At 38.2% G+C, this 21,117-nt stretch carries 22 protein-coding genes; 11 read left to right on the forward strand and 11 right to left on the reverse strand.

Going from position 1 to position 21,117, the window contains the following annotated elements:
• Positions 1–94 precede the first annotated feature (94 nt).
• The gene (gene tnpC / locus ACFOUY_RS15680; protein WP_378961972.1) at positions 95–1,207 is read left to right on the forward strand and encodes an IS66 family transposase; all 1,113 of its coding nucleotides are present in this window, start codon (positions 95–97) and stop codon (positions 1,205–1,207) included.
• A gap of 606 nt (positions 1,208–1,813) precedes the next feature.
• On the opposite strand, the gene ACFOUY_RS15685 is transcribed toward tnpC, so the two are convergent.
• The 6 genes from ACFOUY_RS15685 to ACFOUY_RS15710 all read right to left on the reverse strand — a co-directional run bounded on the left by ACFOUY_RS15685 (position 1,814) and on the right by ACFOUY_RS15710 (position 6,826).
• Positions 1,814–3,337 carry an ATP-binding protein gene (locus ACFOUY_RS15685; protein ID WP_378961973.1) on the reverse strand — a complete coding sequence of 508 codons (1,524 nt, stop codon included), beginning with the start codon at positions 3,335–3,337 and terminating at the stop codon, positions 1,814–1,816.
• 421 nt (positions 3,338–3,758) lie between these two features.
• Positions 3,759–4,037, reverse strand: coding sequence for a hypothetical protein (locus tag ACFOUY_RS15690; RefSeq protein ID WP_378961976.1), 279 nt, complete (start codon positions 4,035–4,037; stop codon positions 3,759–3,761).
• 97 nt (positions 4,038–4,134) lie between these two features.
• Positions 4,135–4,908, reverse strand: coding sequence for a DNA-formamidopyrimidine glycosylase family protein (locus ACFOUY_RS15695; protein WP_378961977.1), 774 nt, complete (start codon positions 4,906–4,908; stop codon positions 4,135–4,137).
• Positions 4,909–4,910: 2 nt separating this feature from the next.
• Complete coding sequence (locus ACFOUY_RS15700) at positions 4,911–5,294, reverse strand: DUF3606 domain-containing protein (protein WP_378961979.1); 384 nt, start codon at positions 5,292–5,294, stop codon at positions 4,911–4,913.
• 263 nt (positions 5,295–5,557) lie between these two features.
• Complete coding sequence (locus ACFOUY_RS15705) at positions 5,558–6,436, reverse strand: SDR family oxidoreductase (protein ID WP_378961981.1); 879 nt, start codon at positions 6,434–6,436, stop codon at positions 5,558–5,560.
• Between the two features lie 21 nt (positions 6,437–6,457).
• Complete coding sequence (locus ACFOUY_RS15710; protein ID WP_378961983.1) at positions 6,458–6,826, reverse strand: DoxX family protein; 369 nt, start codon at positions 6,824–6,826, stop codon at positions 6,458–6,460.
• A gap of 108 nt (positions 6,827–6,934) precedes the next feature.
• Here ACFOUY_RS15710 and ACFOUY_RS15715 point away from each other — a divergent pair, with 108 nt between their 5' ends.
• The 8 genes from ACFOUY_RS15715 to ACFOUY_RS15750 all read left to right on the forward strand — a co-directional run bounded on the left by ACFOUY_RS15715 (position 6,935) and on the right by ACFOUY_RS15750 (position 13,277).
• On the forward strand, positions 6,935–7,297 hold the full coding sequence (locus ACFOUY_RS15715) for a winged helix-turn-helix transcriptional regulator (RefSeq protein ID WP_378961985.1): 363 nt from the start codon (positions 6,935–6,937) through the stop codon (positions 7,295–7,297).
• Between the two features lie 194 nt (positions 7,298–7,491).
• A complete protein-coding gene (locus tag ACFOUY_RS15720; protein ID WP_378961987.1) occupies positions 7,492–7,806 on the forward strand; it encodes a hypothetical protein in 315 nt (104 codons plus the stop codon).
• A gap of 133 nt (positions 7,807–7,939) precedes the next feature.
• Complete coding sequence (locus tag ACFOUY_RS15725) at positions 7,940–8,446, forward strand: helix-turn-helix transcriptional regulator (protein WP_378961989.1); 507 nt, start codon at positions 7,940–7,942, stop codon at positions 8,444–8,446.
• A 1-nt stretch (position 8,447) separates the two neighbouring features.
• The gene (locus ACFOUY_RS15730) at positions 8,448–9,086 is read left to right on the forward strand and encodes a nucleotidyl transferase AbiEii/AbiGii toxin family protein (RefSeq protein WP_378961991.1); all 639 of its coding nucleotides are present in this window, start codon (positions 8,448–8,450) and stop codon (positions 9,084–9,086) included.
• 264 nt (positions 9,087–9,350) lie between these two features.
• The gene (locus ACFOUY_RS15735) at positions 9,351–9,785 is read left to right on the forward strand and encodes a hypothetical protein (protein ID WP_378961992.1); all 435 of its coding nucleotides are present in this window, start codon (positions 9,351–9,353) and stop codon (positions 9,783–9,785) included.
• A gap of 278 nt (positions 9,786–10,063) precedes the next feature.
• Positions 10,064–11,428 carry a Fic family protein gene (locus ACFOUY_RS15740; RefSeq protein WP_378961994.1) on the forward strand — a complete coding sequence of 455 codons (1,365 nt, stop codon included), beginning with the start codon at positions 10,064–10,066 and terminating at the stop codon, positions 11,426–11,428.
• Positions 11,429–12,045: 617 nt separating this feature from the next.
• The gene (locus tag ACFOUY_RS15745; protein ID WP_378961996.1) at positions 12,046–12,768 is read left to right on the forward strand and encodes a helix-turn-helix transcriptional regulator; all 723 of its coding nucleotides are present in this window, start codon (positions 12,046–12,048) and stop codon (positions 12,766–12,768) included.
• A 50-nt stretch (positions 12,769–12,818) separates the two neighbouring features.
• Entirely contained in the window at positions 12,819–13,277 is a 459-nt protein-coding gene (locus ACFOUY_RS15750) for a GyrI-like domain-containing protein (RefSeq protein WP_378961998.1), read from the forward strand.
• A gap of 354 nt (positions 13,278–13,631) precedes the next feature.
• Here the strand turns inward: ACFOUY_RS15750 and ACFOUY_RS15755 are convergent, their stop codons facing one another.
• From ACFOUY_RS15755 to ACFOUY_RS15775, 5 genes are all read right to left on the reverse strand, one after another.
• A complete protein-coding gene (locus ACFOUY_RS15755) occupies positions 13,632–14,816 on the reverse strand; it encodes an ATP-binding protein (protein ID WP_378962000.1) in 1,185 nt (394 codons plus the stop codon).
• A gap of 763 nt (positions 14,817–15,579) precedes the next feature.
• The gene (locus ACFOUY_RS15760) at positions 15,580–16,479 is read right to left on the reverse strand and encodes a nucleotidyl transferase AbiEii/AbiGii toxin family protein (protein WP_378962001.1); all 900 of its coding nucleotides are present in this window, start codon (positions 16,477–16,479) and stop codon (positions 15,580–15,582) included.
• Positions 16,480–16,563: 84 nt separating this feature from the next.
• A complete protein-coding gene (locus ACFOUY_RS15765; protein ID WP_378962003.1) occupies positions 16,564–17,187 on the reverse strand; it encodes a DUF6088 family protein in 624 nt (207 codons plus the stop codon).
• Positions 17,188–17,527: 340 nt separating this feature from the next.
• The gene (locus tag ACFOUY_RS15770) at positions 17,528–18,241 is read right to left on the reverse strand and encodes a class I SAM-dependent methyltransferase (protein WP_378962005.1); all 714 of its coding nucleotides are present in this window, start codon (positions 18,239–18,241) and stop codon (positions 17,528–17,530) included.
• 1,026 nt (positions 18,242–19,267) lie between these two features.
• Positions 19,268–19,684: a winged helix-turn-helix transcriptional regulator gene (locus ACFOUY_RS15775; protein ID WP_378962007.1), complete on the reverse strand. Its 417-nt coding sequence runs from the start codon at positions 19,682–19,684 to the stop codon at positions 19,268–19,270.
• 89 nt (positions 19,685–19,773) lie between these two features.
• Between ACFOUY_RS15775 and ACFOUY_RS15780 the strand changes: the two genes are divergently transcribed.
• Together ACFOUY_RS15780 and ACFOUY_RS15785 are read left to right on the forward strand one after the other, a co-directional pair.
• Positions 19,774–20,220: a nuclear transport factor 2 family protein gene (locus ACFOUY_RS15780; protein WP_378962009.1), complete on the forward strand. Its 447-nt coding sequence runs from the start codon at positions 19,774–19,776 to the stop codon at positions 20,218–20,220.
• A gap of 4 nt (positions 20,221–20,224) precedes the next feature.
• Positions 20,225–21,106: an NmrA family NAD(P)-binding protein gene (locus ACFOUY_RS15785; RefSeq protein ID WP_378962011.1), complete on the forward strand. Its 882-nt coding sequence runs from the start codon at positions 20,225–20,227 to the stop codon at positions 21,104–21,106.
• Positions 21,107–21,117 lie beyond the last annotated feature (11 nt).

The following is a 21,117-nucleotide window of genomic DNA, read 5'->3' on the forward strand; positions in this document are numbered from 1 at the left end:
ACATTAACTAATTGGTTATAAGTTAAATATAAGAAAATAAACCCATAAAAACAAGTCAAATAGTTGGTAATCAGATATTTAAACACTTAACTTAATGACATTGCCGGCAGGTGAGCCGGGATTAAAAAGCACATTTATTATTGCGCCGCTTCCTACCGCGGTAATCAAAAATTGCATGGCTGACGCTTCGCTACTGGCCACACTGATTGTTGAGAAATACTGCGATCACCTTCCGGTCTATCGACAGATGACCCGTTTTGAACGTGCAGGCATCAAACTGGCTCATTCTACATTACTGGACTGGATCGCAAAAACCTGTACACTGTTACAGCCCCTTTATGAAAGTCTAAAACAGGAAATTTTGAAAAGCAGTTACCTGATGATGGATGAAACAACGATGAAGGTGATGGATAAAAATAAACAGGGAACCACTCATAGAGGATATTTCTGGGCAGCACAAGCTCCGCCCGCCAAACTGGTATACTTCGAATATCATCTCGGCCGAAATCAGGAAGTACCTCAACTTATCCTTGCGGGTTATAAAGGCTATCTCCAATCGGACGGATATGCCTGCTACGACACGCTATCAACAAATAAGGATATCAAATTGCTGGGCTGCATCGCCCATAGCCGCCGGTATTTTTCTGAGGCAGAGAAAAATGATCCCAAAAGGGCTGCTTACGCGCTTGAGATATTTGGTCAGCTATATGATATTGAGCGGGACATCAAGGATAAAACTGCTGAAGAGCGGAAACAGGCTAGAACTGAATTGTCAAAACCGATATGGGAAAGCTTTGGACGGTGGCTTGAGGATAATGCTGGCCAGTTAGGTGAAAAAAGTGCTATTTACAAAGCTTTTGCTTACACTATGAAACGCTTTAAACGCCTTTCAGTTTACATGGACGACGAAATGCTCAATATTGACAATAATCCCCTGGAGTCCAGTATCAGACCCATTGCATTGGGCAGGCGCAACTTTCTCTTTAGCGGATCCCATGATGGGGCACAAAGAAGTGCAATGCTATATTCATTTATGGGAAGCTGTAAGTTGCATGGAATAAACCCTATGATGTGGCTGGAGGATGTGCTGAAAAAGCTGTCCAACAATCCAAATCAGCCAATTCAGAACTTTTTACCAAATAATTGGAAAAAAACTCAAACAATAGAAACTGAAAATCAACAAGAACTTGCTGTAAAATTAGCTTAAAAGACAAATATCATAATACTGTAGATCCTAGATGTGCCGTATTGTTAGCTTACTCTTGAACAATTTTTTTCTCTTGGTTTCTATTTTCTATGTTAGCCATGTTTTTTATAATAAAGACATAATCTGTAATGAAAGGTTTTGTAAAATTTGATCAAAGTGTTATATCTTAATTTTATAGGCCTATATATCTGTTTTTTATTTTGTAATTGTTGAGTCCAGGCATGATATTCATTCATCCCGGCTGCCAGATTTTGAGTTCCTGTTCTCTGGGGCTACTTTTTCGTCTTTTCTTTTTGAAAAGATTTTTTGGGCAACTGAACAGTAAACAGAAATTTAGTTCACTAAAAGATTTTTTATTTATGGAAATTACAGAAATCTTGATAGGAAGAGCTGTGGTTGAAACAGTTAAAGAAGACAAAAACGTAAAGTAACTAGACTGCCTTTTTTAGCTGAATTAAATGGACATGCCCTGTGTCAAATTCCTTGATAATTAACTGCTATTCCATGATTTGACTGAAAAATAAGCAAGGCAATAGGGGTATTTATCCCTCTCGGTGAGCTTTTTTCAATACCCTGAAATGATTGATAATTGATCCATTTCCTCCTTTAAACGTTTCCGAGCCATGCAATGCCTTCTTCTGCCTGATTAAAAAAGATTATCTCTGAACGTTTTGCCTCATTATCGATGCTTTTTTCAGCAGAAAGCTGACTAAAGGTGCTTTCAGATAAAATCCATGCGAAATACTTTAATCCAGCAAGTTCCATTAACGGCAGCCATACCGTAGCAGCCCAGTCCGATGCTTCTGACCAAGTGCCTGGTACCAAACGATTGTCGTTAAAAACTTTAGATTTTTGGTTAGCCTTCAGATATTCAACCATCAAGGAGCCCCCATGTTTTACAGAATGCATGTCTTGATATCCGGTCCATTCGACATTCATAATATCTGAATCTTGGCTACATGAAATGGTTATATATCGATCTTTATAATAGCTGTTCGTACGTATTTTTGGCTCAAAGTATTTTTCTTGAAGAAGTGGTAGCTTAAAGGAAAATACTGAGCCTTGACCAATAGTACTTTCAATCCAGAAACTTCCTCCGTGACGCTTTATGATGTCCGCTGAAATGTAAAGTCCTAAACCAAGTCCATCGAACCGCGTTGAAGAGTTATCTGCACGATAGTAGCGGTCAAAAAGCTTTTTTACGTCTTTTGGGTCAATGCCAATTCCATAATCTTTTACTGAGACAATTAAATTTTTGTCGATAATCCTGCAATCAATGTCAACTTTAGAAGCGCCAGGGGAGTATTTTACCGCATTTGAAATAAAATTTTGAATGACCTGTTCCAGTCTGAATTTATCACCGGTATAAACGATGTCTTTTTCAATTTCGAGATTTAGTTTGTGGCTAGTATAAATGTGGTTCATTTCCGAAACAGCATCTGATAGCATTTGCGAAAAATTGAAATTATCCTGATTAAGCGTCAGCTTTCCCGCATTGATCTTGCTTACATCAAGTAAATCACCTATCAATCGCTCTAACCGTTCGAGCTGGCTTGCCGAGCGCTGGAGATAGTTTTTTGTTTTTCCATCTTCCATACTTTTAAGCAATAGCTGATGGAATCCTTTAATAGTAGTTAAAGGCGTTTTTAGTTCATGACTGGCAATAGAAAGAAACTCATCCTTTCTAGCTTCATTTAATTTCTGGAAGTGAATATTTGTATTGGTGCCAACCCAAATATCTGGCCGGCCTTGCTGTTCTATCAATCGGGCTCGGGCTAGGTGCCAATAGTAATTGCCGTCAGCGAACAGTAACCTGAATTCGGTGACATAGTCATTTTTACTTCTCAAGGATTTCTGCCATAGTTCGACACTGGTCTCCAAATCTTCTTTATGTACGAAAGCGGTCCAGCCATGCTCCAATATTGCCTGTTGGCTGTGTCCAAAATCAGAGCATATAATTTCATTGACGTAGTCGATTTCACCAGTAGCATTGGCTGTCCATACCTGTTGCGGAATGGCACTCAAAAGTAAATTTGGGAATGGGATCTCGTTGTCAGCAGTTAGCTTTGAGATGGTATCATGGTTTTTATGCTTACTATTTTTTTCGGGACCTCGCCTCACAGAATTCATAGTCAAATTTAAATAAAATCATACAAGAAGTATGTGCTAACCGGCTTAATATTGTAATCAAACTTTTTACCGGCTTTCCATCTTCAATTCTTTTTTGCAGCTCAAGGCAGACTGCGTTCAGGATGAGTAGGGGCTAAGTCACCATAAACAACTGATTCAAACACTCACTTTTACAAACCATTTATTAAACTTTTGATAAGCTTATCAAAGCCTATATACCTATGCATTAAAACAGCAGCACTATAGTAATTTTATCTCTAGCTCCTTCAATTTGCAATCCGTTCAAACCTTAAGCTGGATATAAATGATCGTTGAATTAGTGGACAAAGCTTCGAGCGGATCAGCTGGTGTTTTGTTTTATAAAAATGATCAAAAACCGAGCGCTGCCTATCTTAAAGAGCCCATGGAAAACATTGTTTTTTTAAAGATTATTGTTCCTATGGGCTTCAATTTTTCCTATGACTTCCCGTAAATCGGAGGTTTGAAGTTTGATAGTGCTACCATTTTGCAGCTCCTGCTCATATAGAGGGAAATTTTCTATAAGATCTTCGATGGTTAGAAGTTCCCAGTCTTCCCCAGGCGGTCGCAAACCGGCGATAATTCGTCCCTCATGCAGAAGTTCGTATAATCCATTTACTTCAACTATCGTTAAAACGTATTTGCTGCTGTTGATTTCCAGATCAATTGTTAGTGGTGTCATGCTTCTTAAAACGCCATGCGCTTCGAAAATGTTTAGCGTTAGCTAAAATATGGCATTCTTAAAGGATTTTCAGTACATTGGAATTCTGAGCGCTAAACTATCCGAAAATTTCCTGGCTATCTGTGTAATAGGATTTACGTCCGCCAATTTTTTCTGATTTTATCGCTTCTCCCTTTTTGGTTTGCTTTAGTTCAGCGTTATGGATCTGCATGAAATCTCTCAGTTCGCCCTTCAGCTCATCACCATTCTCTTTGTCGATTTTTTCAATAGCCTGGTTAAGGACGCTTTCGATGCTTCTAAAAAGAATTTTAGCCTGCTTTACCGGTATCGCTTTAGCAACTGAAAATGGCGAGATACCTGCATGATAGAGTATTTCATCCGCATAGGAATTACCAATTCCCCTTATCAGGTGCTGATCCATTAAAAGGGTTTTAATGAGGGTACGTTTCTTTGCCAGCAGGCTGAGAAACTCCGCTTCACTGATTTCCAGCGCATCGGGGACTTCAGTATCTTTAGGGTTCAGAGTCGGGGTAGCCTGCTTTTGCATATCAATAAGCGAAAAGCCCTCGCCATCCTCAAAATAAAAACCAAGGATCTGAAACCTTGGGGGCTCATCTTGTGCATTCGCCACCAGTTCTCCCCTTAACATCAGGTGCAGCCCAAGAACCTGATTTCCCGTAAAGTGCAGTTGCAGGGTTTTGCCCGCCCGGGTAACTTGCAGTAGCTCCCTGTTCTCAAGGTTTTTCTTCAATTCTCTGCCTGAAACGTTGATTTTTTTTGCCAGGCTGACTTCCAGCTTGCTAATTACTTTTCCTTTAAACCTCCGGTTTAGGATTTGCGCAAAAACAGTCAGATCGGGTAGTTCAGCCATATTTATTTTTGTAAAAAATTTTTAACCGCTTCAATAGAATTTCCCTGCATAAGGATAGCCGCTTTAAGTTCATCCACACTAACTTGAAATTTCTCCGCCCATTGCGATAAATCATCAGGCGAATCCGGATTTATCTTTCCGCTGCTGGTTGCAAAATCTCCAGGTTCAACGCCCTCCCAATCACTTTCTATCCCATGCCTGTCCATTGATTTGTCAGCATCAATTTCCTTATAAAATTCCCTCGCCCGTTTCAGCCCGGTAGCAATCGCAATACCTTCCTCAACCCCCTCACTAAGTAAGGCATTTGCTATTTCTACAGCTTTCTCCTTCAAGTGGTCTGGCTGATTTTTATATGATGGGGGGAAATCTCCGTTATACCAGGGCATGATCATTGATTTAATTAAGGATAAAACAGGATACTAACTGAGAATGTTTTGTGAAACGAGAGAATAATCTTTAGCTTCTGTCCTATACTGGAGTAAGTTAGACATTTTGGCCAATCGCCATGGTATCGTTTGACAATAGGCTCCGAAATCCCCACCCAGAAGCATAATATTATGAGCCCAATATCCTTTATTCGACGAGCTATAAATTTTTATATTTCGCCAAATTCAATAGACACCAGTGAGGACGTCAAAAGTTTTATCTACTACTTTCTAAAATAATTTTCTAGATATTGGCGTACAGAAGTTGGTTCCCTCTTCAAAAAACTGGCTAAAGTATCATCTTCCTTATCCATTACCTGCTGTTTCAATGCAGTACCCCACATTGTTAACATATCAATGTACATTTCTGGGACTTTTGCCTTTTGGAGAATAGCATTAAATTCGTTGATGCTAGGAGATTTATATTCAATTTCTTTGCCTAGTATTTCAGATATATTCTGTGCGACGAATTCGAAATCCACAGCTTCGGAATTAGTCAAAGTATAGATTTTATTTTCATGGCCCTCGGTGATCAAAACATGAGCAGCAGCTTCTGCCAATTCTTCACGAAGTACCCATCTCGCTTTTCCCTTACCTGCCGGAAACAAAATGCTTTTAGTTTCGGCAACCTTATCACCTAAAAAAGCCATTATCATTTCTGCATAGATACCATTTTGAAGTATCGTGTAATCCAGTCCGCTCTCGGCCAAGTGTTTTTCAGTCTCGAGGTGGGATTTTTGAAAATCAGCAATCGCTGAATCCTCAAATCCTGGTTTTCTCACAAAAGAAGTATACACAATATGGTTTACGCCTGCTTCTCTGGCCGCATTTATTGCATTTTTGTGATGCTGTGTCCGGTTTTCAATCGCTTCTCTATTGTTGCTTGATACTAACAATAATTTATCTACACCCGTAAATGCCTTTACCATCGAACTATGGTCGGTATAATCACCTTGCCTAACATCTATTCCTTTTTCCAAATCCTTTGCTTTGTTGCTGTTTCTTACCAAAACAGCAATTGTTGAAGGTTCAACTCCATTCTTTAACAAATGTTCAACTGCTTTAGAACCAAATTGACCTGTTGCTCCTGTAACTAAAATCATAAATTATTTTTTAAATTTTTATTAATCTCTATTTGTTTTTCGAAGTTTTGCATCACACACATACGACACAATCAAGATCGCCAGGAAAACCAATCCTGTTATCACTTTACCAAGGGGATCGCCTACTGCCGCATGTGATAAGGAAGCTGAGGCAAACATAATAGCGAAACCAATGTATGCAGTTTCCCTCAATAAGCGGACAGGCAACCATATCAAAACTGCACCTATAATTTTTGCAATTCCCAATTCAATCCTGAAATAATCAGGGAAACCTAAATGTGCCATTGATATTTTGACTTCAGGTTTGGTAAGCGTTTCAAACGCAATAAATAGCATCATTGCTGAAATAATTCCAGTTGTAGCGTAATAGGTAATTTTTAATTTGTTCATTTCTTTATTATTTTATGTTACAAAGCTATGTATATTTGCTAACCAAATTATAGTAGTATACCAAAGGTGAGTAGTTACCTTTTGGTTAGTTTTAATTAGATAGAAATTATGGCAACAAGTAAATTAGAATACACACCAGTCCAATGTACAAACCGTATTTCGGCAACTGAGGATGCCATTTATGTTCTTGGCGGTAGGTGGACCATTAGGGTCATGATCGGGGTTTTAGGTGGCAATACAAGATTTAATGAATTGCAACGAACTGTAAAAGGGATTTCTGCAAAAATGCTGTCAGTAGAATTAAAGAAATTAGAAATAAACCAACTTGTGGAAAGAAAAGTGCTAGCTGAACAGACTCCTGTTATAGTGGAGTACCTGCCAACTGAATATAGTGAATCTTTAAAGGATATTATCACTGCCCTGGCGCATTGGGGTACAAACCATAAAAAGAAAATTACAACTGATAATTAGGGAAATATAGCCGTTTTATCGAAAAGGGTGATTTTTAGCTGCGTTAACTGTACTTTAAATCTTCTTCCAAATTTATATCATACAAAAAAACGGAACTAGGGGACTTGCAGGGAAAGACGTTTGAGGGAAAATACGAGATAAGATAGGGCTCAAAATGTAATAATGGCAGGCGTCCACACGATATCGTAATTTTATTGAATATTATTGAAAAACAAAAAGGCTGGCTAAGTAGGGAAATTGCCGAAGAATTAAAGATAAGTCCGTCCGAAATAAGTGAATCATTGAATCGTTCCAGTATATCAGGCTCGCTGAGCCCTGATAAAAAAAAGGTAATTAAGTCTGCTTTTTTATCTTTTTTGCAGTACGGTCTTCGATATGTTTTCCCGGTTGAGCCTGGCCCTGTAGAATGTGGGATGCCAACAGGCCATAGTGCAGATATATTAAAGGACTATTTCATTTCTGAGGAAACCTATGTCTGGCCGCGTAATTTGCATCCAAAAGGAATCTAAACTAATGCATCTCAAAAAAAATATCTGACGAGAAAAAATCTCCAGCATACTATTGCAATTCCACTATCCCATTTTCAGTTAAATAATCAGATATAAGCATTATTGTATAAACAAATTTGTTTATATTTGTTTTATGGAATCAGCATTTGAAAAATATAAGGGTATTCATCCAGGTTTGTTATTGGAGCGGGAATTAAAAAAAAGAAGCCTCAAAAAAGGCCCTTTTGCACTTTCTATTGGTGAGTATCCTCAAGTTTTAAATGAGATAACAAAAGGTAAACGTGGTATTTCTGCAGCACTATCGGTAAAATTGGATAAAACTTTGGGACTGGAAATCGGTACAATGTTCGTTCTTCAGGCTTATTATCAGGTGAAGAAAGAAGAAGAAAAAACCTCAAAAAGTATTCATCCAAATCTTTCCATTATTCGTGAAATTCTTTTCTGGGATACTGATTTCAATAAGATTGATTGGATAAGAGATTATAATGCGATCATACGCCGGGTATTCGAGAGGGGGGAGGACGCTGAGAAAACAGAAATACTTAATTTTTATGGTCCTGAAAAAGTTGAATCAGTTATAGGTCGAGATAGTCTTTCTGCTAACCAACTAGTTCTCATGCCGCATTTAAGACCAAATTAATATGTATTGGAATACAGTGAGTCCTTTATTACAGAATGTTTTAATGAATCTCATGCAGGAGGATTTGCTCTCAAATTTTCGTCTTGTTGGCGGAACTGCTCTAAGTCTTCATATTGGTCACAGAATGTCAGTTGATATCGATCTTTTTACTGATGCTCCTTACCGTTCTATAGATTTTGAAGCTATTGAAGCAAAACTGAAATCTACTTTTGGGTATGTATATGGCGATTTCGGTGGAAATCCAGTAATGGGAAAATCTTATCTTGTCGGCACTGATAAAAAAAACGTTATTAAAGTGGATATATATTATTCCATGGACCCTTTCTTTCAGGATGCGGTATTGATAGATGGGGTAAGAATGGCAAGTATTGAGGAAATTATTGCCATGAAAGTAGATATTATTCAACGTGATGGCAGGAAAAAGGATTTTTGGGATCTCCATGAATTACTCGAACACTATTCTATTGCAGATATGATTGAACTTCACCGAAAAAGATTTGAATGGACGCATGAACCTCTGGTTATCAAGAAAAATTTTTCTAAATTTTCAAAGGCTGATTTAGATTTTGATCCGATTTGTTTGAAATCTAAAGAGTGGATTTTTATCAAAGAAGATTTTGAAAATGCTAATGACAATTAATTTTATTTCTGAGTATTCTACTCACATTTAATATTCTTTTTTCTTCATTAAAATTGTACTTACAGAGTCCTAAAAGCCACAGGCTGTATTTTATTTCCAATGCGGCCGGAAGCGGCAATTCAACCTTGGTTTATGAATTGGTGAAAGCGATGAGACAGGCGGGCAGCAGTACCATTTTTAGTAGTGGACTGGGATTTAAAAAATAAACCACAGGACAATGTCTATGTCCATGGGGAGGGCTCAAGGTACAGCATCGAAAATTTTGTGCTGGATCCAATCTACCTGATGATTCTGTTTGCAGGTATTGGCAACGGCGCTTTTGACGTTTTTAAGAAAATTGGCAAGGATCAAACCTACAACCAGTATAATCTGGGAGAGGAATCTCAGGACTATTTACAAGGAATTGCGGAAAGCTATTTCATAGATTTCGAAGCCGCCTTTGCAGGAATAAGAAAAGATGAGGTGATGAGAGAAATCCGTTATTATAATGGTAAAGTACTATCCTTCCCGGTTTGGTGCCTGGAAATGAAAGGCCATGATATCGTGAGTAAACTCGCTAAGGTATATCCTGGTATTGAAGGAAAATATAGAAATGAGGGTGATTTGCAAAAAGCACTGGTTGTTGTCATGGTGAAAGCATTTCCATTTGTACCCCTGGATTCAGTAGAACTGCTCGGCAGCATTGGAACTGCGAGTTAAAGGAGATCTATCCTAAAGTTTTCAGTAGCATTATTTCACACATAATCTAGTTTAACGAGCGAATGTCGCAATTTAATAATTGAGACATAAATTGGTCAAAATTGTCGCGATAAACCTCTTTTGTGACATTACCTGTCGAAATGTAAGAATCGCGACATTAATCGGTTAAAATTGTCGCGATTCGGATTATTGCGACAAAAAATATTTATTTTTGTCGCAATACCACTGTTTTTGTCGCAATAATCGGTATTTTGTCGGCATACTAAATCTGTCGCCTTATGAATAATATAAAACGCAACGAGCATCTTCTCGAACTTCTATCAGATTTCCCTGACGGGGCCAAGCTCAGCGATATTCTTGCGAAGCTTGAAACTGAGGTGACCGCTAGGACACTGCAGCGCTGGCTGGGCGGAATGACCAAACAGGGCTTAATCACAATCGAAGGGTCGGCCAGGGGTACCAGGTACTTCACAAAGGCTGCAGAGGCTGCGCCAGACAAGGAGACCGAGAAAGCGCAGGAAATACTGATTCCATTGTCGGAACAGGCAAAAAATGCCCTTGCAAATGTTGCCGTTCCCATTCAGCAAAGACCCGTGGTGGGCTATCAGCAGGACTTCTTGAAATCCTACCGCCCAAATATCGATAGCTATCTTTCCAAGGAGGAAAAAAAGCAACTGGCCGAAATAGGGGACAACAACGTTGGAGCGGTGGCAGGGACATATGCCCAGCAGATCCTGAACCGATTATTGATCGATTTGTCATGGAACTCCAGTCGTCTGGAAGGAAATACTTACAGTTTGCTGGACACCCAGCGGCTCATCGAATATGGAGAAGCTGATGATCAAAAGTCGGCCAAAGAGGCGCAGATGATCTTAAACCACAAAGATGCGATAGAGTTTTTGGTGCAGGCGGCTGAGGAGATCGGCTATAACCGCTACACTCTCCTCAATCTCCACGCGATGCTGGCCAACAACCTGCTTCCCGATCCAGAGGCGCCAGGTCGGTTGAGGTCAATAGCAGTCGGGATTACAGGCACCTCATTTACTCCACTAGCCATACCACAGCTGATCGAAAAATACTTTGATCTTATAATGGAAAAAGCAGGCCAAATACTTGACCCCTTCGAACAGTCGTTTTTTCTGATGGTTCATCTTCCGTATCTGCAACCTTTTGATGACGTCAACAAGCGTGTTTCCAGACTGGCGGCAAATATCCCGATGATCAAAAAGAACCTGGCGCCGCTGTCCTTCATTGATGTCCCGGAGGATCTTTATTTTAAAGGCGTAATGGCCATATATGAGCAGAATGATATCCATCTTTTAAAGGATGTATATCTGTGGTCTTATGAGCGTTCAGCCAGTAGGTATAGGGTAATCCGGCAATCGCTTGGCGAACCTGATACCTTCAAGTTGAAATACCGTACCGCCATCAGAGAACTGATTACCACCGTCATCGTTAAAGAAATTGAGCATAAAAACCTAGCTCATTTCATTAGGGAAAATGCCCAGGCGATAGACGAGCAGGATAGAGAGGAATTTATCAAAGCAGTCGAACAGGAGATCATGTCCCTTCACGAAGGTAATTTTGCACGCTACCGGGTGAGCCCCTCTGAATTTCGCCGTTGGAAAGAGAATGGTAGATAATCAAAACCATAGTTCGAAAAACAAGTTGCCGATATTGAGGATTATCCTAGGTATTTATTAAAGAAAACGAAGACTTATCTGAGAAGCTATATGAGTTAAGGGGATAGTTTATTTAACCCAACTCCTCCATATTTCTCACTCCCATAATTCCATCAGCATCCCGGATAAGCTCGAGCTGTTAGGTGGATAAGATTTCTACTCATGGCATTTATCTTTTCTACCATCTACATATTTATTTAGATTAGTTGCTGTAAAATTTGCTCATTGCAGAAATTATCACGTTCTTCATTTTTGTTACTTGATTATCCATTAACATTTAGGTGGAACGGTTTGGGCAACAATTTATTTTCATAGTGGAGAATATTGCATTATCCGCAGATTTCTTCTAGTGTCTTGTTTATTTATTCATTTGATGATGGTCAACTTGGATAGTATCTCTTTATACAACCTATATTTCTATTTATTTTTTTGCGAATTTAATTGATTGTCAGATTAAAAGTTGGAATTTGCTGGCTTTTAAATGCTATTGTTGATGTTTTCGACTAAATTATTAGCGCATTAATTTTATAAATTTGAAGTTTATCAAATTACAACAGCAAAGACTTGACTAGTAAACAATGATCGAAAATGATACTAAAAGACTTTCAAGGTTAACTGCAATCTTAACCCAGTTGCAAACGAAACGACTTTTGACGGCTTCTGAATTGGCCAGCAAATTTTCGGTAAGTTGCAGGACAATTTATCGAGATATTAAAGCGTTAGAGCAAGCTGGAGTTCCTATTATAACAGAAGAGGGGAAAGGTTATACTTTAATGGAAGGTTATCGAATTCCACCCGTGATGTTTACCGAAAGTGAAGCTAATGCATTGATTACAGCAGAGCAACTCATCTTAAAAAACAAAGACGCTTCTTTTGTAAAGGAATATTCAGAAGCCATTAACAAAGTAAAATCTGTTTTACGCAATAACACCAAAGACAGAGCAAATTTGCTTTCCAATAGAATTGTTTTTAGGCAAAACTCAGGCAACGATCGAACAAGCAACTATTTATCCTCAATTCAACTGGCTTTGAAAAGCTTTAACCTTGTCAAAATAAAATATAATTCACTTGATAATGGACAAACAACAGAAAGAACCATTGAGCCCTTTGCTGTTTACAGTACACAAGAAAATTGGTTACTTATTGCTTTTTGCCGGTTAAGACGTGATTTCAGGGCATTTCGACTAGATAGAATTGAAAATCTAACCATACTTAACGAGCAGTTTGAACCCCATCAAATGACCTTAGAAGAATATTTTGAAATCTGCAAAGAAAAATATGCTTCACCACCCTTGACATAGGGCTGTCATCGTCCATTTTTAATTTTGTGGCTCAACAAAAAAAAAATAAAATGAATAACGTGAAAATTGAACCTTTTAAAGTAATCGGCATTTCGGTACGCACTACAAATGAAAACAATCAGGCCGGAAAAGATATCCCGGCTTTGTGGAGCAGATTTATCAGCGACAAAATTTTAGACGCAATCCCCAACAAAATTGACCGTACTGTATACTCCATATATACCGATTATGAAAGCGACCATACAAAGCCTTATACTACAGTTTTGGGTTGCAAAGTAGCCAGTTTAGAAACTATACCTGACGGAATGGTGGGCAAATCGTTTAACGGTGGAAACTATATCAAACTATCTGCCAAGGGAGATTTGATGCAAGACTTGATCGTAAATAAATGGTTGGAAATTTGGGAAATGGATTTAGAAAGAGTATTTACTGCCGACTTTGAAGTTTTTGGCGAAAAAGCACAAAACCCAATAGATGCAGAAATAGATTTTTTAATTGCTGTAAAATAGCGAAAAATGAATGAACAACTACATCACTATTATCTGAATAAAGAAGAGCCAAACAAGAGTTGCTTATTGAATTGATAGTTGTGCAAGAAGATATAAAAAGATTGGAAGCAGAATTCTTTCAGGAAATCTTTCTGCTTATATTGATATACATAATTATAAGGGCAATCATGCCATGCTAAAATTTGAATATCATTTTAAGAATTATTTTTCTTCCGCACTGAAATCTCGGTTTAAGAAGTGGTGCGAACAATTTAATTATGCCCAGCGAGCCCTTGATTTGTTAGGCTCAAAACCAAAAAAGTTCATTCCAATTCCTCAGGACGAATTGATCGTACTTTAAGTAACTTCAAGTTATTAATAAAGCATTCCGATTAGCCATAAGGGTATCTTATTTCTTCCTCCAATTTCAATGTCATCAGCAGCGATGTAAGCGTTTTCAAGGCCTGCTATCTGATCAAATTTTTTCTTTGCTCCACCAACCTCAAAGGTATATTTATTATCAATTATGAAATCCCCAGCTTTTGCGAGACTGACCTGATGTTTTGCATTTCTAAATTGATTGACAAAATAAGATTCCCTTCTACTCCCTTCGTTAGCTGGAGTTGTAGACAGTGCATCAAACAAATTTGGATTATCTAATAGGATTTTAGACGGTTTTTCCATCGCACCCATTCCTTTTCCTTGAAGAAATACTTGTTGAATTAGTTTAGCTTTCTCAAGATAATGTAAGTATTGGATAAGCGTTGAACGGCCCATTTCCAAAGTCTGAGCAAGGCTTGTTATATTTGGTTTGAATGGCACTTGAGCTGCAAGCATACCTAATAATTGAAAAATTTTTCTAGTCTGCAATTTATCCAAAGATTGAAGAGATGATAAATCATAACCAATTATTAAATTGACAACTTGTGTTAGTTGAATAGAATATCCCTCTTTATCCTCTTTAAAAAATGGATAGTATCCATAATTACAATAATCTTTAAATGCTTTTAAAGGTTTTGTTGAATTTAAATCAGATGAAATCATAATATGCTTAGTTACCAGCTCCTCCAGCGTTACTTTTGGGTATTTTATGTTTTGACTGTAAGCCATAAATTCCCTAAAAGATAGCCCGCTTAATTCATAAACTCTCGCTCTTCTGCTTAAGTCAACCTCGAGCCCCAGCATTTCTATAATTGACGATCCGGTTACGATTAAATTCAAATCTTTATAGAAATCGTAAATATTCTTAATCTCCCTTGCCCAATTAGGATATTTATGTACCTCATCAATGTAAAGATATTTTCCTCCTTGTTGTCTAAACTTTTCTGCGGTTTCGATAAGGTTATTCGTAGTGAAATAAATATCATCAAGGGTTATATACATTGCCTCATCTAATCCTCTTTTGCTCAGCTTTATCCGTTGCAATAAGGTTGTAGTTTTTCCTGTACCTCTTGCTCCCAAAATGCAGATCAACCGATTATCCCAATTAATTTCTTGCAAAATATATCGCTGAAAATCTACATTTTGTTGGCTAAGTAATATCCCAGCCTTTTCTTTCAACTTTTCCATAAAGGTTTATTTTGTTTTACAAATATAACATTTTTTGTTAAAAACGTTCTGTTGTCAGAACAATTCTTTTAATTATCGCTCGTATTTCAAGACGTTTTTATTTTTAAATTGTTATTATAATTGCTTCATTTTACCTAATAAAATATCAGTAGCGCCCATATTCTTTCCATAATTTTGTCAGGGCTAACTATTCGGTTGATTAGATTCATCAATTTCTGTTAGACAGAAATAAGATTTTAAAAGATATTTTATATCTTAAATTTTAATTGAGAAAATTCTGCTTGCTTAAGCTTGTTTCATGATATCATTTAAGCAAGAAGCAATTTTCTTTTTGTAAATGAATAATGCTCACTCATCATGTTAAACGCACTTACACTACTCATCTATTGTTTTTTCGTATATTCCGAAACCTAAAAACTTCAGGTCACTATCCCTTTTACTAACACTTACTAACGCTTTTATTTTATTAGTTAGGCACATCAGTATTTACCACTTAACGTAACTTCTATGATTTGGAAATTTTTATTAATCGATGTTATTCAGGAAACAACCGCTCATATGAGTGAACGTCTAAAGGAAATTGTTAAAAGTAATTAGGTATAATCGGTGCATTGACACGCAAATTCGGTTTACCGAAACGGAGAATTGCGGGGATCATCGCCGAAAACTCCCATTTTCTTAAACTAAAATCCAGCTGATATGAATAAACCTTAAAACAAAAAAGCAGGCAATTTATCCTCGTGAAATAAAGAAGTTATTTTACATCTCGAAACCTTTTGGTCAGTCCCTCCATACCTCCGACCAACTTTTTAAACGTTTTCGAGTCACCATAGATCATGCTTTGCTGCATGGCCTTATAATCATTTTCCCAAGCTCCCAATACCTCAACCAGTGGAATAAAGCTGATATCGTGATATCCATGTTTTTCGGAACCGATTCCTCGGATCAGATTGAATTTTGCCCGATGTTCCACTATTCCCCTGTATAAATCCTTATCTTCCAGCGCCTGTTTACCATGCTCAGTATTCATAATCCTATCCAGATCATATAGATGCCGCGACATTCTTTCTGTTCTTATCTTTTCAGCAGGCTTACAAAATTCCTCATGTAGGAGAAAAACCTTTTCCAAAAATGTACGCGCTGGCAGAACAGTAAGCACGCTGAACGGTTTCCCAGCTATGTTAAAATCGCCCAAAGCCTGCGAAATAATCGGGCTAATTTCCCTTTGCTCTGAAGGCTCTTTTAGCGACCTGGCACCAATCTCGATGAGTACAGCCTCTTTTAAATAACCACCTTTTTCTAGTACAGACTCGTAATACAGCTCTAGTACCTGAGGATCCCGGTCAGATTCTGTCGTTTCAGCTACTTTTAAAGAAAACAGATCTGCAGGGATGCCCAAATCGAGCAATTCCTTTTCCAACCCTTCCCTAAATTCCCCTGAAATAAAGGCACAGGAAGCCTTGCGCAATTCTTTAATCTTGGAATTACTTAGCTCTTCCCCAAAACCCAGTACCGACACGTCAATAACCAGATCGATATCTTCGGAAAAACGCTCGATCAGTTCCCAGGATTTACTTAAAGAAGTACCGCCTTTGAACACCAAAGATCCGACCAGGGAGTCCGGAATATCGCATACATCGCCAAAGTTACCCACCAATCCTTTTCTATCGCATAAGCGGGAAGACCAGTCTTGTTACTGGCCAGTCCCAATAATTCTTTCTGACGTTCAGCCGTTGATTTAAGCCAGTTTATCATTTTCTATCGATTTAGAGAGTTCATTCAATATCACCGCAATCCATGCCGGTGCTAATTTAGCATCATGTTCAATGTTCCTGTTATCTTCATCCTTCAGTACCAACTTCAAACGGTCTAGCACATGGCTATCCACATTCTTCTGACCCAATTCTGAAAGCGCCTGTATCACCAGCGTACTTATCTTTCCTTTAGTAGCCAGTTTCTTTGCCGTTGTTGACTTAAAAGTAATCCGCTGCTTTCCGATCTTGATTTTCCTGGGCGCACCATCAGTCAGATAAGTAACATTCATCGGCACCTGCGTAGTCAGCCTCGGTTTATGTAAAGCAGCAGATCCTGTAAGAATAATCCTCGCATGATCACGCCTAGCAATACTTTCCGCTATCTCCTCAGTAGAAGGGTAGAGGCTACCAAAAACAGGATCTATCTTCGGATACAAATAAATTCCATGCGCAAGCCGTTCTAATACCTGATTCCTTTCGAGCCTGTACAGGCTGCTTCTGATCGCATCAGCACTACCAATATCCGAAAAGTCGGTTGGGAAAAACAGCTTTCCGTGCTTATTCTTTATTATCTTGTTAACTATCTGATTATGTGCTGAATATTTCATATTAAAATGAATTATTTTGCCACAAATTCATGAAATATTTGTGACACTTTATACTAGCTTTTTTTGGCTCATAAGAAGAATGATTGACGTATAGGAATAAGTCATGGCCCATCTTTAATGGCCATGACTATACAGCAAGTGCATTTTTTACTGTTTACCGAATGGCAACTTTGTTGCCATTCGGTAAACAGTAAAAAACATCTGAAATAGAACCATACCTAGCAACTATATGATTAAGTTGTTGATTATATATGACCTAAACCAAATCAAAAAGTGACAGATTCGTTGAAATCAAGGTCTTGTCAGCTAAATAAAAATATTCGATTAAAGAGGACTTCAATTAATTGACTGTTTTCTCAAAAAGTAGATAATGCTGCAGCGGCAAAAATGTGCCGTTTTTGACTAGTTTAAAACCGTTGGCCGCCAGTTCTTTTTTCGCTTGTTTGACACTCATCTTATGTTCAGCTTTGATGGCCACTGCCGGATCCTCCTCCTTATATTCCAGTAATAGCAGCCTGCCACCTGGTTTAAGTGCCTTGCTTAAAGAGGCCAGATAGGCTACAGGGTGTGCTAACTCGTGGTAAACATCCACCATAAAAGCCAAGTCAATCGAGTTAGGTGGTAAGTTAGGAGATATTTCTGTACCCTTGATTACTTCAACGTTCGCTAATTTATCCTCAAGAGCTTTTTTCTTAAGATAGGTAATGGCGTCATTTTGGATCTCCACCGCATAGACTTTGCCTTTTGGGATGCGCTGGGCAACTCGGAAAGTGTAAAACCCTGAGCCCGCACCGATATCGGCCACTACACAATTGCTTTTTATTGGCAGGGAAGCTACGGCCAAAATGGTGTTTTCCTCCTGCGTTCTGCTGTTGCGTTCCAGCCAATCTACACCCTCAAAGCTCATAACGTGGGCAATTTCTCTACCCAGGTAAACCTTCCCAGTACCGTTTGCAGATGGCTTTTTAAAAGTGTAGGATGATTCATCCTGGGCAAATGCAGTATGGAACGAGATGAAAAAGCAAAAGAGAAGTATAAGCTGAGATATTTTCATAACGATGTGGTTTATAGGAGAAACGAAAAGCAGCCTGCAAAAGTTTCGGTGGTTGTTGTTTTAATCCGTGGGAAGACTAATTTTTAACGCTTTACCAAGAGAAGTTCGTTATTTTTTCAAAGAATGAACAACTAATCATCTTCAATCAAGGAGGGGTTGAGCTGACAAATGCTGAGAATAAATATTAAAATAAATTATTGTAACAACCGAAGAATTTCTGTCCCCGCATAATACGGCTATCCGGATTTATACAGGTTCGCTGCATATTACTGATGCGCTTACCCCAAGGACGGGGAGAAATACAAACTATTGAATCTGCCTGATTATCTTGTATTTCAAATCGATAATTACCTAAACTGGTTCAAAACACATATCTAGAGTAACATAGCGATGTGTCAGATTATGTTTTGACACTTATTTGAAGCCAGGAAATCTTTATCTTCGGGTATACTTTTTGAATTTGGGCTGCGAAGTTCGCTGTTATTGATCTTTTTTACCCACCTGTGTGTATATGCTTTCCTTTTTTTGAAACGAGGGATAATCCAGGAACGACTTGCGGACCGTTTGCTGGGAACTTTTTGTTTTTTGTCGGCATTATTTATATTTCCCTGGATGTCCGGCTTTGCTGGCTGGTATGATACCCAGCCCTATAGGGAATTTCTTTTTTACACGCCCTTTATTCATGCGCTGTTTTTTGGCCCATTGCTGTATTTTTATTTAAAGAGCCTGACCAATGCCTATTACAGATTAACGAGTAAAGACAGGATGATTAATGGAATTCGTTTCATAAAGTTAGAACCTGAGCCACAATTTATAAAAAATTCAACAACAAAGCTAACCGCTTTAAAAAAATACAGAATGGAATTAGAATATTTCGTTATGATCTTTTAATTCTTATAAATTAGGTATACCTAAGAGCATTTTTCAATAATGATTATGCATAAATTAAATTGCACTTTCAAAAATTTAATAATCGGCATCGGGCTCCTACAAGTCGTGTAGTGGATTGCGTCATGTAAGATGTTATTATAAAAAAGTTTCTTTGTACAGCTTTGTAACCTGCTCTTCCCACGAGACAGACCAGTTAAGTAGGGCCATCAATGGATCTGCTGTGCTTATACCAAATTCTGTCAATGCGTATTCTACTCTTGGTGGTACCTCTGGAAATACTTTTCGGGTTACCATGCCATAAGTAATTAAGCTCTTAAGAGTTTGAGTAAGCATTTTAGGCGATATGCCATTGATTTGTCGCAGTAATTCACTGTTGCGCTTAGTGCCCTGCATCAATGCCATCAAGATCAATAGTGTCCATTTATTAGCGATCAGCGATAATGACTGATTTAGGATACAACTTTCATCCAAAATAGATTTTACCAGTAACGTCTGCTGTAACTTTAAATAATTTTCATTTTTTTTTCGCTGTTTCTCCACTATTGAATCCATATCTTACTTTACAGTGCTTACGGCACTTTTGGGTGCCTACTTGCAAATATATAGTGCCGAATTTACATTTGTCATAAATTATAAGAAATATGGCAATAGAACAAACAAAAGGGTATCAAATTTTGCAGGATTTGTTAAACGCATTTAACGAAGATACAGAAACGGTTTTAGCACTATTCAATCCAGAAGCTATAGTAGAATATCCTTATGCGAAATCATTAGGTATGTCTTACTATTTGACGATGGACGACTATCGAAGGCATCTGGATAATATCCTTGGGAATATGCCTGATATTACTTTTATAGAATTGCAGGTTTATAAATTACAAGAACAAGAATGCTATTGGGCGGAATTTCATGGCGAGACTACGGTTCCTCAAACAGGTGCACTGTACCAGCAGGATTATGTCGTCAATTTCAAATTGGAAAATGGAAAGTTTAGTCACTATAAAGAATATTGGAATGTGCTTCCAGTTTTAAACGCTTTGATTGGGAAAGAGCAAGCCCAGCAGATTCTTGACAACCTAAAAAACTAAATATATGAGAAAAATAGCAATTGCAGCAGCAACAGGAAATATAGGAAGAAGCATAGCAAAGCAGATCGCCATGCAGGGAGCAACACCTGTGTTGCTAGGTCAAAACTTAGAAAGATTAAACGATTTGAACATTAGCGGGGGAATATCTTTAGTTGCAGACATCAGCAGTATTGAACAGGCTATTTTAGCTACGAAGGATGTGGACGCTTTATTCTGGCTTGTTCCACCTGTTCCTACAACGCCAAGTTTAAACGAATGGTATAAGAAAGTAATTGATGCAGGAATTGCGGCTGTTAATCAAAACAGGATTAAAAGAGTTGTTCTAGTTTCTTCTCTTGGGGCAAGCTTAACTCCAAATCTTGGAACTGTAAGCTATTGTGGCAATATGGAAGTCGCATTTGACAAGTTGAATACCAACGTATTGGCTCTAAGACCGGGTTACTTTATGGAAAACTTTATACAACAGGCACAAAGCATCAGTGAAAAAGGGGAGTTTACCTTTCCTTATGACAGCGAGCATGATATTCCTTTTATTAGTACGGATGACATTGCTGATGCCGCAACACGTTACTTGCTAGATGAAACCTGGGCAGGGCATTGGAAACTAAACCTAATGGGACCAGAGAATATAACCTTGAAAGAAGCTGCATCGCGTTTGGCTGCTTTGATAGGCAAACCGGTTAACTATGTACAACAATCTATTGAGGACGTAAAAGTTCAGCTGAATGGCTGGGGAGTGCCAGAAGTAGCGCAGCAAGAGCTGGTAGATTTATTTTATGCATTAGGTGATCCTAACGGTGCATACGCCACTCCCCGCACACCCGAGGCTTCTACAGCTACAAGTTTCGAACAGTTTTTAGAACGGAAGCTTTTACCTTTGCTTTAAGTTGTAAATTA

The sequence above is a fragment of the Pedobacter jamesrossensis genome (genome assembly GCF_042650905.1).
GTDB classification, from domain to species: domain Bacteria; phylum Bacteroidota; class Bacteroidia; order Sphingobacteriales; family Sphingobacteriaceae; genus Pedobacter; species Pedobacter jamesrossensis.

What these genes read in the sequence shown, in the direction of transcription:
- ACFOUY_RS15685 (WP_378961973.1), bottom strand. Translation starts at nt 3,337, where the DNA reads ATGAATTCTGTGAGGCGAGGTCCCGAAAAAAATAGTAAGCATAAAAAC.
- ACFOUY_RS15705 (WP_378961981.1), bottom strand. Translation starts at nt 6,436, where the DNA reads ATGATTTTAGTTACAGGAGCAACAGGTCAATTTGGTTCTAAAGCAGTT.
- ACFOUY_RS15785 (WP_378962011.1), top strand. Translation starts at nt 20,225, where the DNA reads ATGAGAAAAATAGCAATTGCAGCAGCAACAGGAAATATAGGAAGAAGC.
- ACFOUY_RS15765 (WP_378962003.1), bottom strand. Translation starts at nt 17,187, where the DNA reads ATGAAATATTCAGCACATAATCAGATAGTTAACAAGATAATAAAGAAT.
- ACFOUY_RS15750 (WP_378961998.1), top strand. Translation starts at nt 12,819, where the DNA reads ATGAATAACGTGAAAATTGAACCTTTTAAAGTAATCGGCATTTCGGTA.
- ACFOUY_RS15770 (WP_378962005.1), bottom strand. Translation starts at nt 18,241, where the DNA reads ATGAAAATATCTCAGCTTATACTTCTCTTTTGCTTTTTCATCTCGTTC.
- ACFOUY_RS15780 (WP_378962009.1), top strand. Translation starts at nt 19,774, where the DNA reads ATGGCAATAGAACAAACAAAAGGGTATCAAATTTTGCAGGATTTGTTA.
- ACFOUY_RS15695 (WP_378961977.1), bottom strand. Translation starts at nt 4,908, where the DNA reads ATGGCTGAACTACCCGATCTGACTGTTTTTGCGCAAATCCTAAACCGG.
- tnpC (WP_378961972.1), top strand. Translation starts at nt 95, where the DNA reads ATGACATTGCCGGCAGGTGAGCCGGGATTAAAAAGCACATTTATTATT.
- ACFOUY_RS15730 (WP_378961991.1), top strand. Translation starts at nt 8,448, where the DNA reads ATGTATTGGAATACAGTGAGTCCTTTATTACAGAATGTTTTAATGAAT.
- ACFOUY_RS15715 (WP_378961985.1), top strand. Translation starts at nt 6,935, where the DNA reads ATGGCAACAAGTAAATTAGAATACACACCAGTCCAATGTACAAACCGT.
- ACFOUY_RS15775 (WP_378962007.1), bottom strand. Translation starts at nt 19,684, where the DNA reads ATGGATTCAATAGTGGAGAAACAGCGAAAAAAAAATGAAAATTATTTA.
- ACFOUY_RS15710 (WP_378961983.1), bottom strand. Translation starts at nt 6,826, where the DNA reads ATGAACAAATTAAAAATTACCTATTACGCTACAACTGGAATTATTTCA.
- ACFOUY_RS15700 (WP_378961979.1), bottom strand. Translation starts at nt 5,294, where the DNA reads ATGCCCTGGTATAACGGAGATTTCCCCCCATCATATAAAAATCAGCCA.
- ACFOUY_RS15725 (WP_378961989.1), top strand. Translation starts at nt 7,940, where the DNA reads ATGGAATCAGCATTTGAAAAATATAAGGGTATTCATCCAGGTTTGTTA.
- ACFOUY_RS15745 (WP_378961996.1), top strand. Translation starts at nt 12,046, where the DNA reads ATGATCGAAAATGATACTAAAAGACTTTCAAGGTTAACTGCAATCTTA.
- ACFOUY_RS15690 (WP_378961976.1), bottom strand. Translation starts at nt 4,037, where the DNA reads ATGACACCACTAACAATTGATCTGGAAATCAACAGCAGCAAATACGTT.
- ACFOUY_RS15740 (WP_378961994.1), top strand. Translation starts at nt 10,064, where the DNA reads ATGAATAATATAAAACGCAACGAGCATCTTCTCGAACTTCTATCAGAT.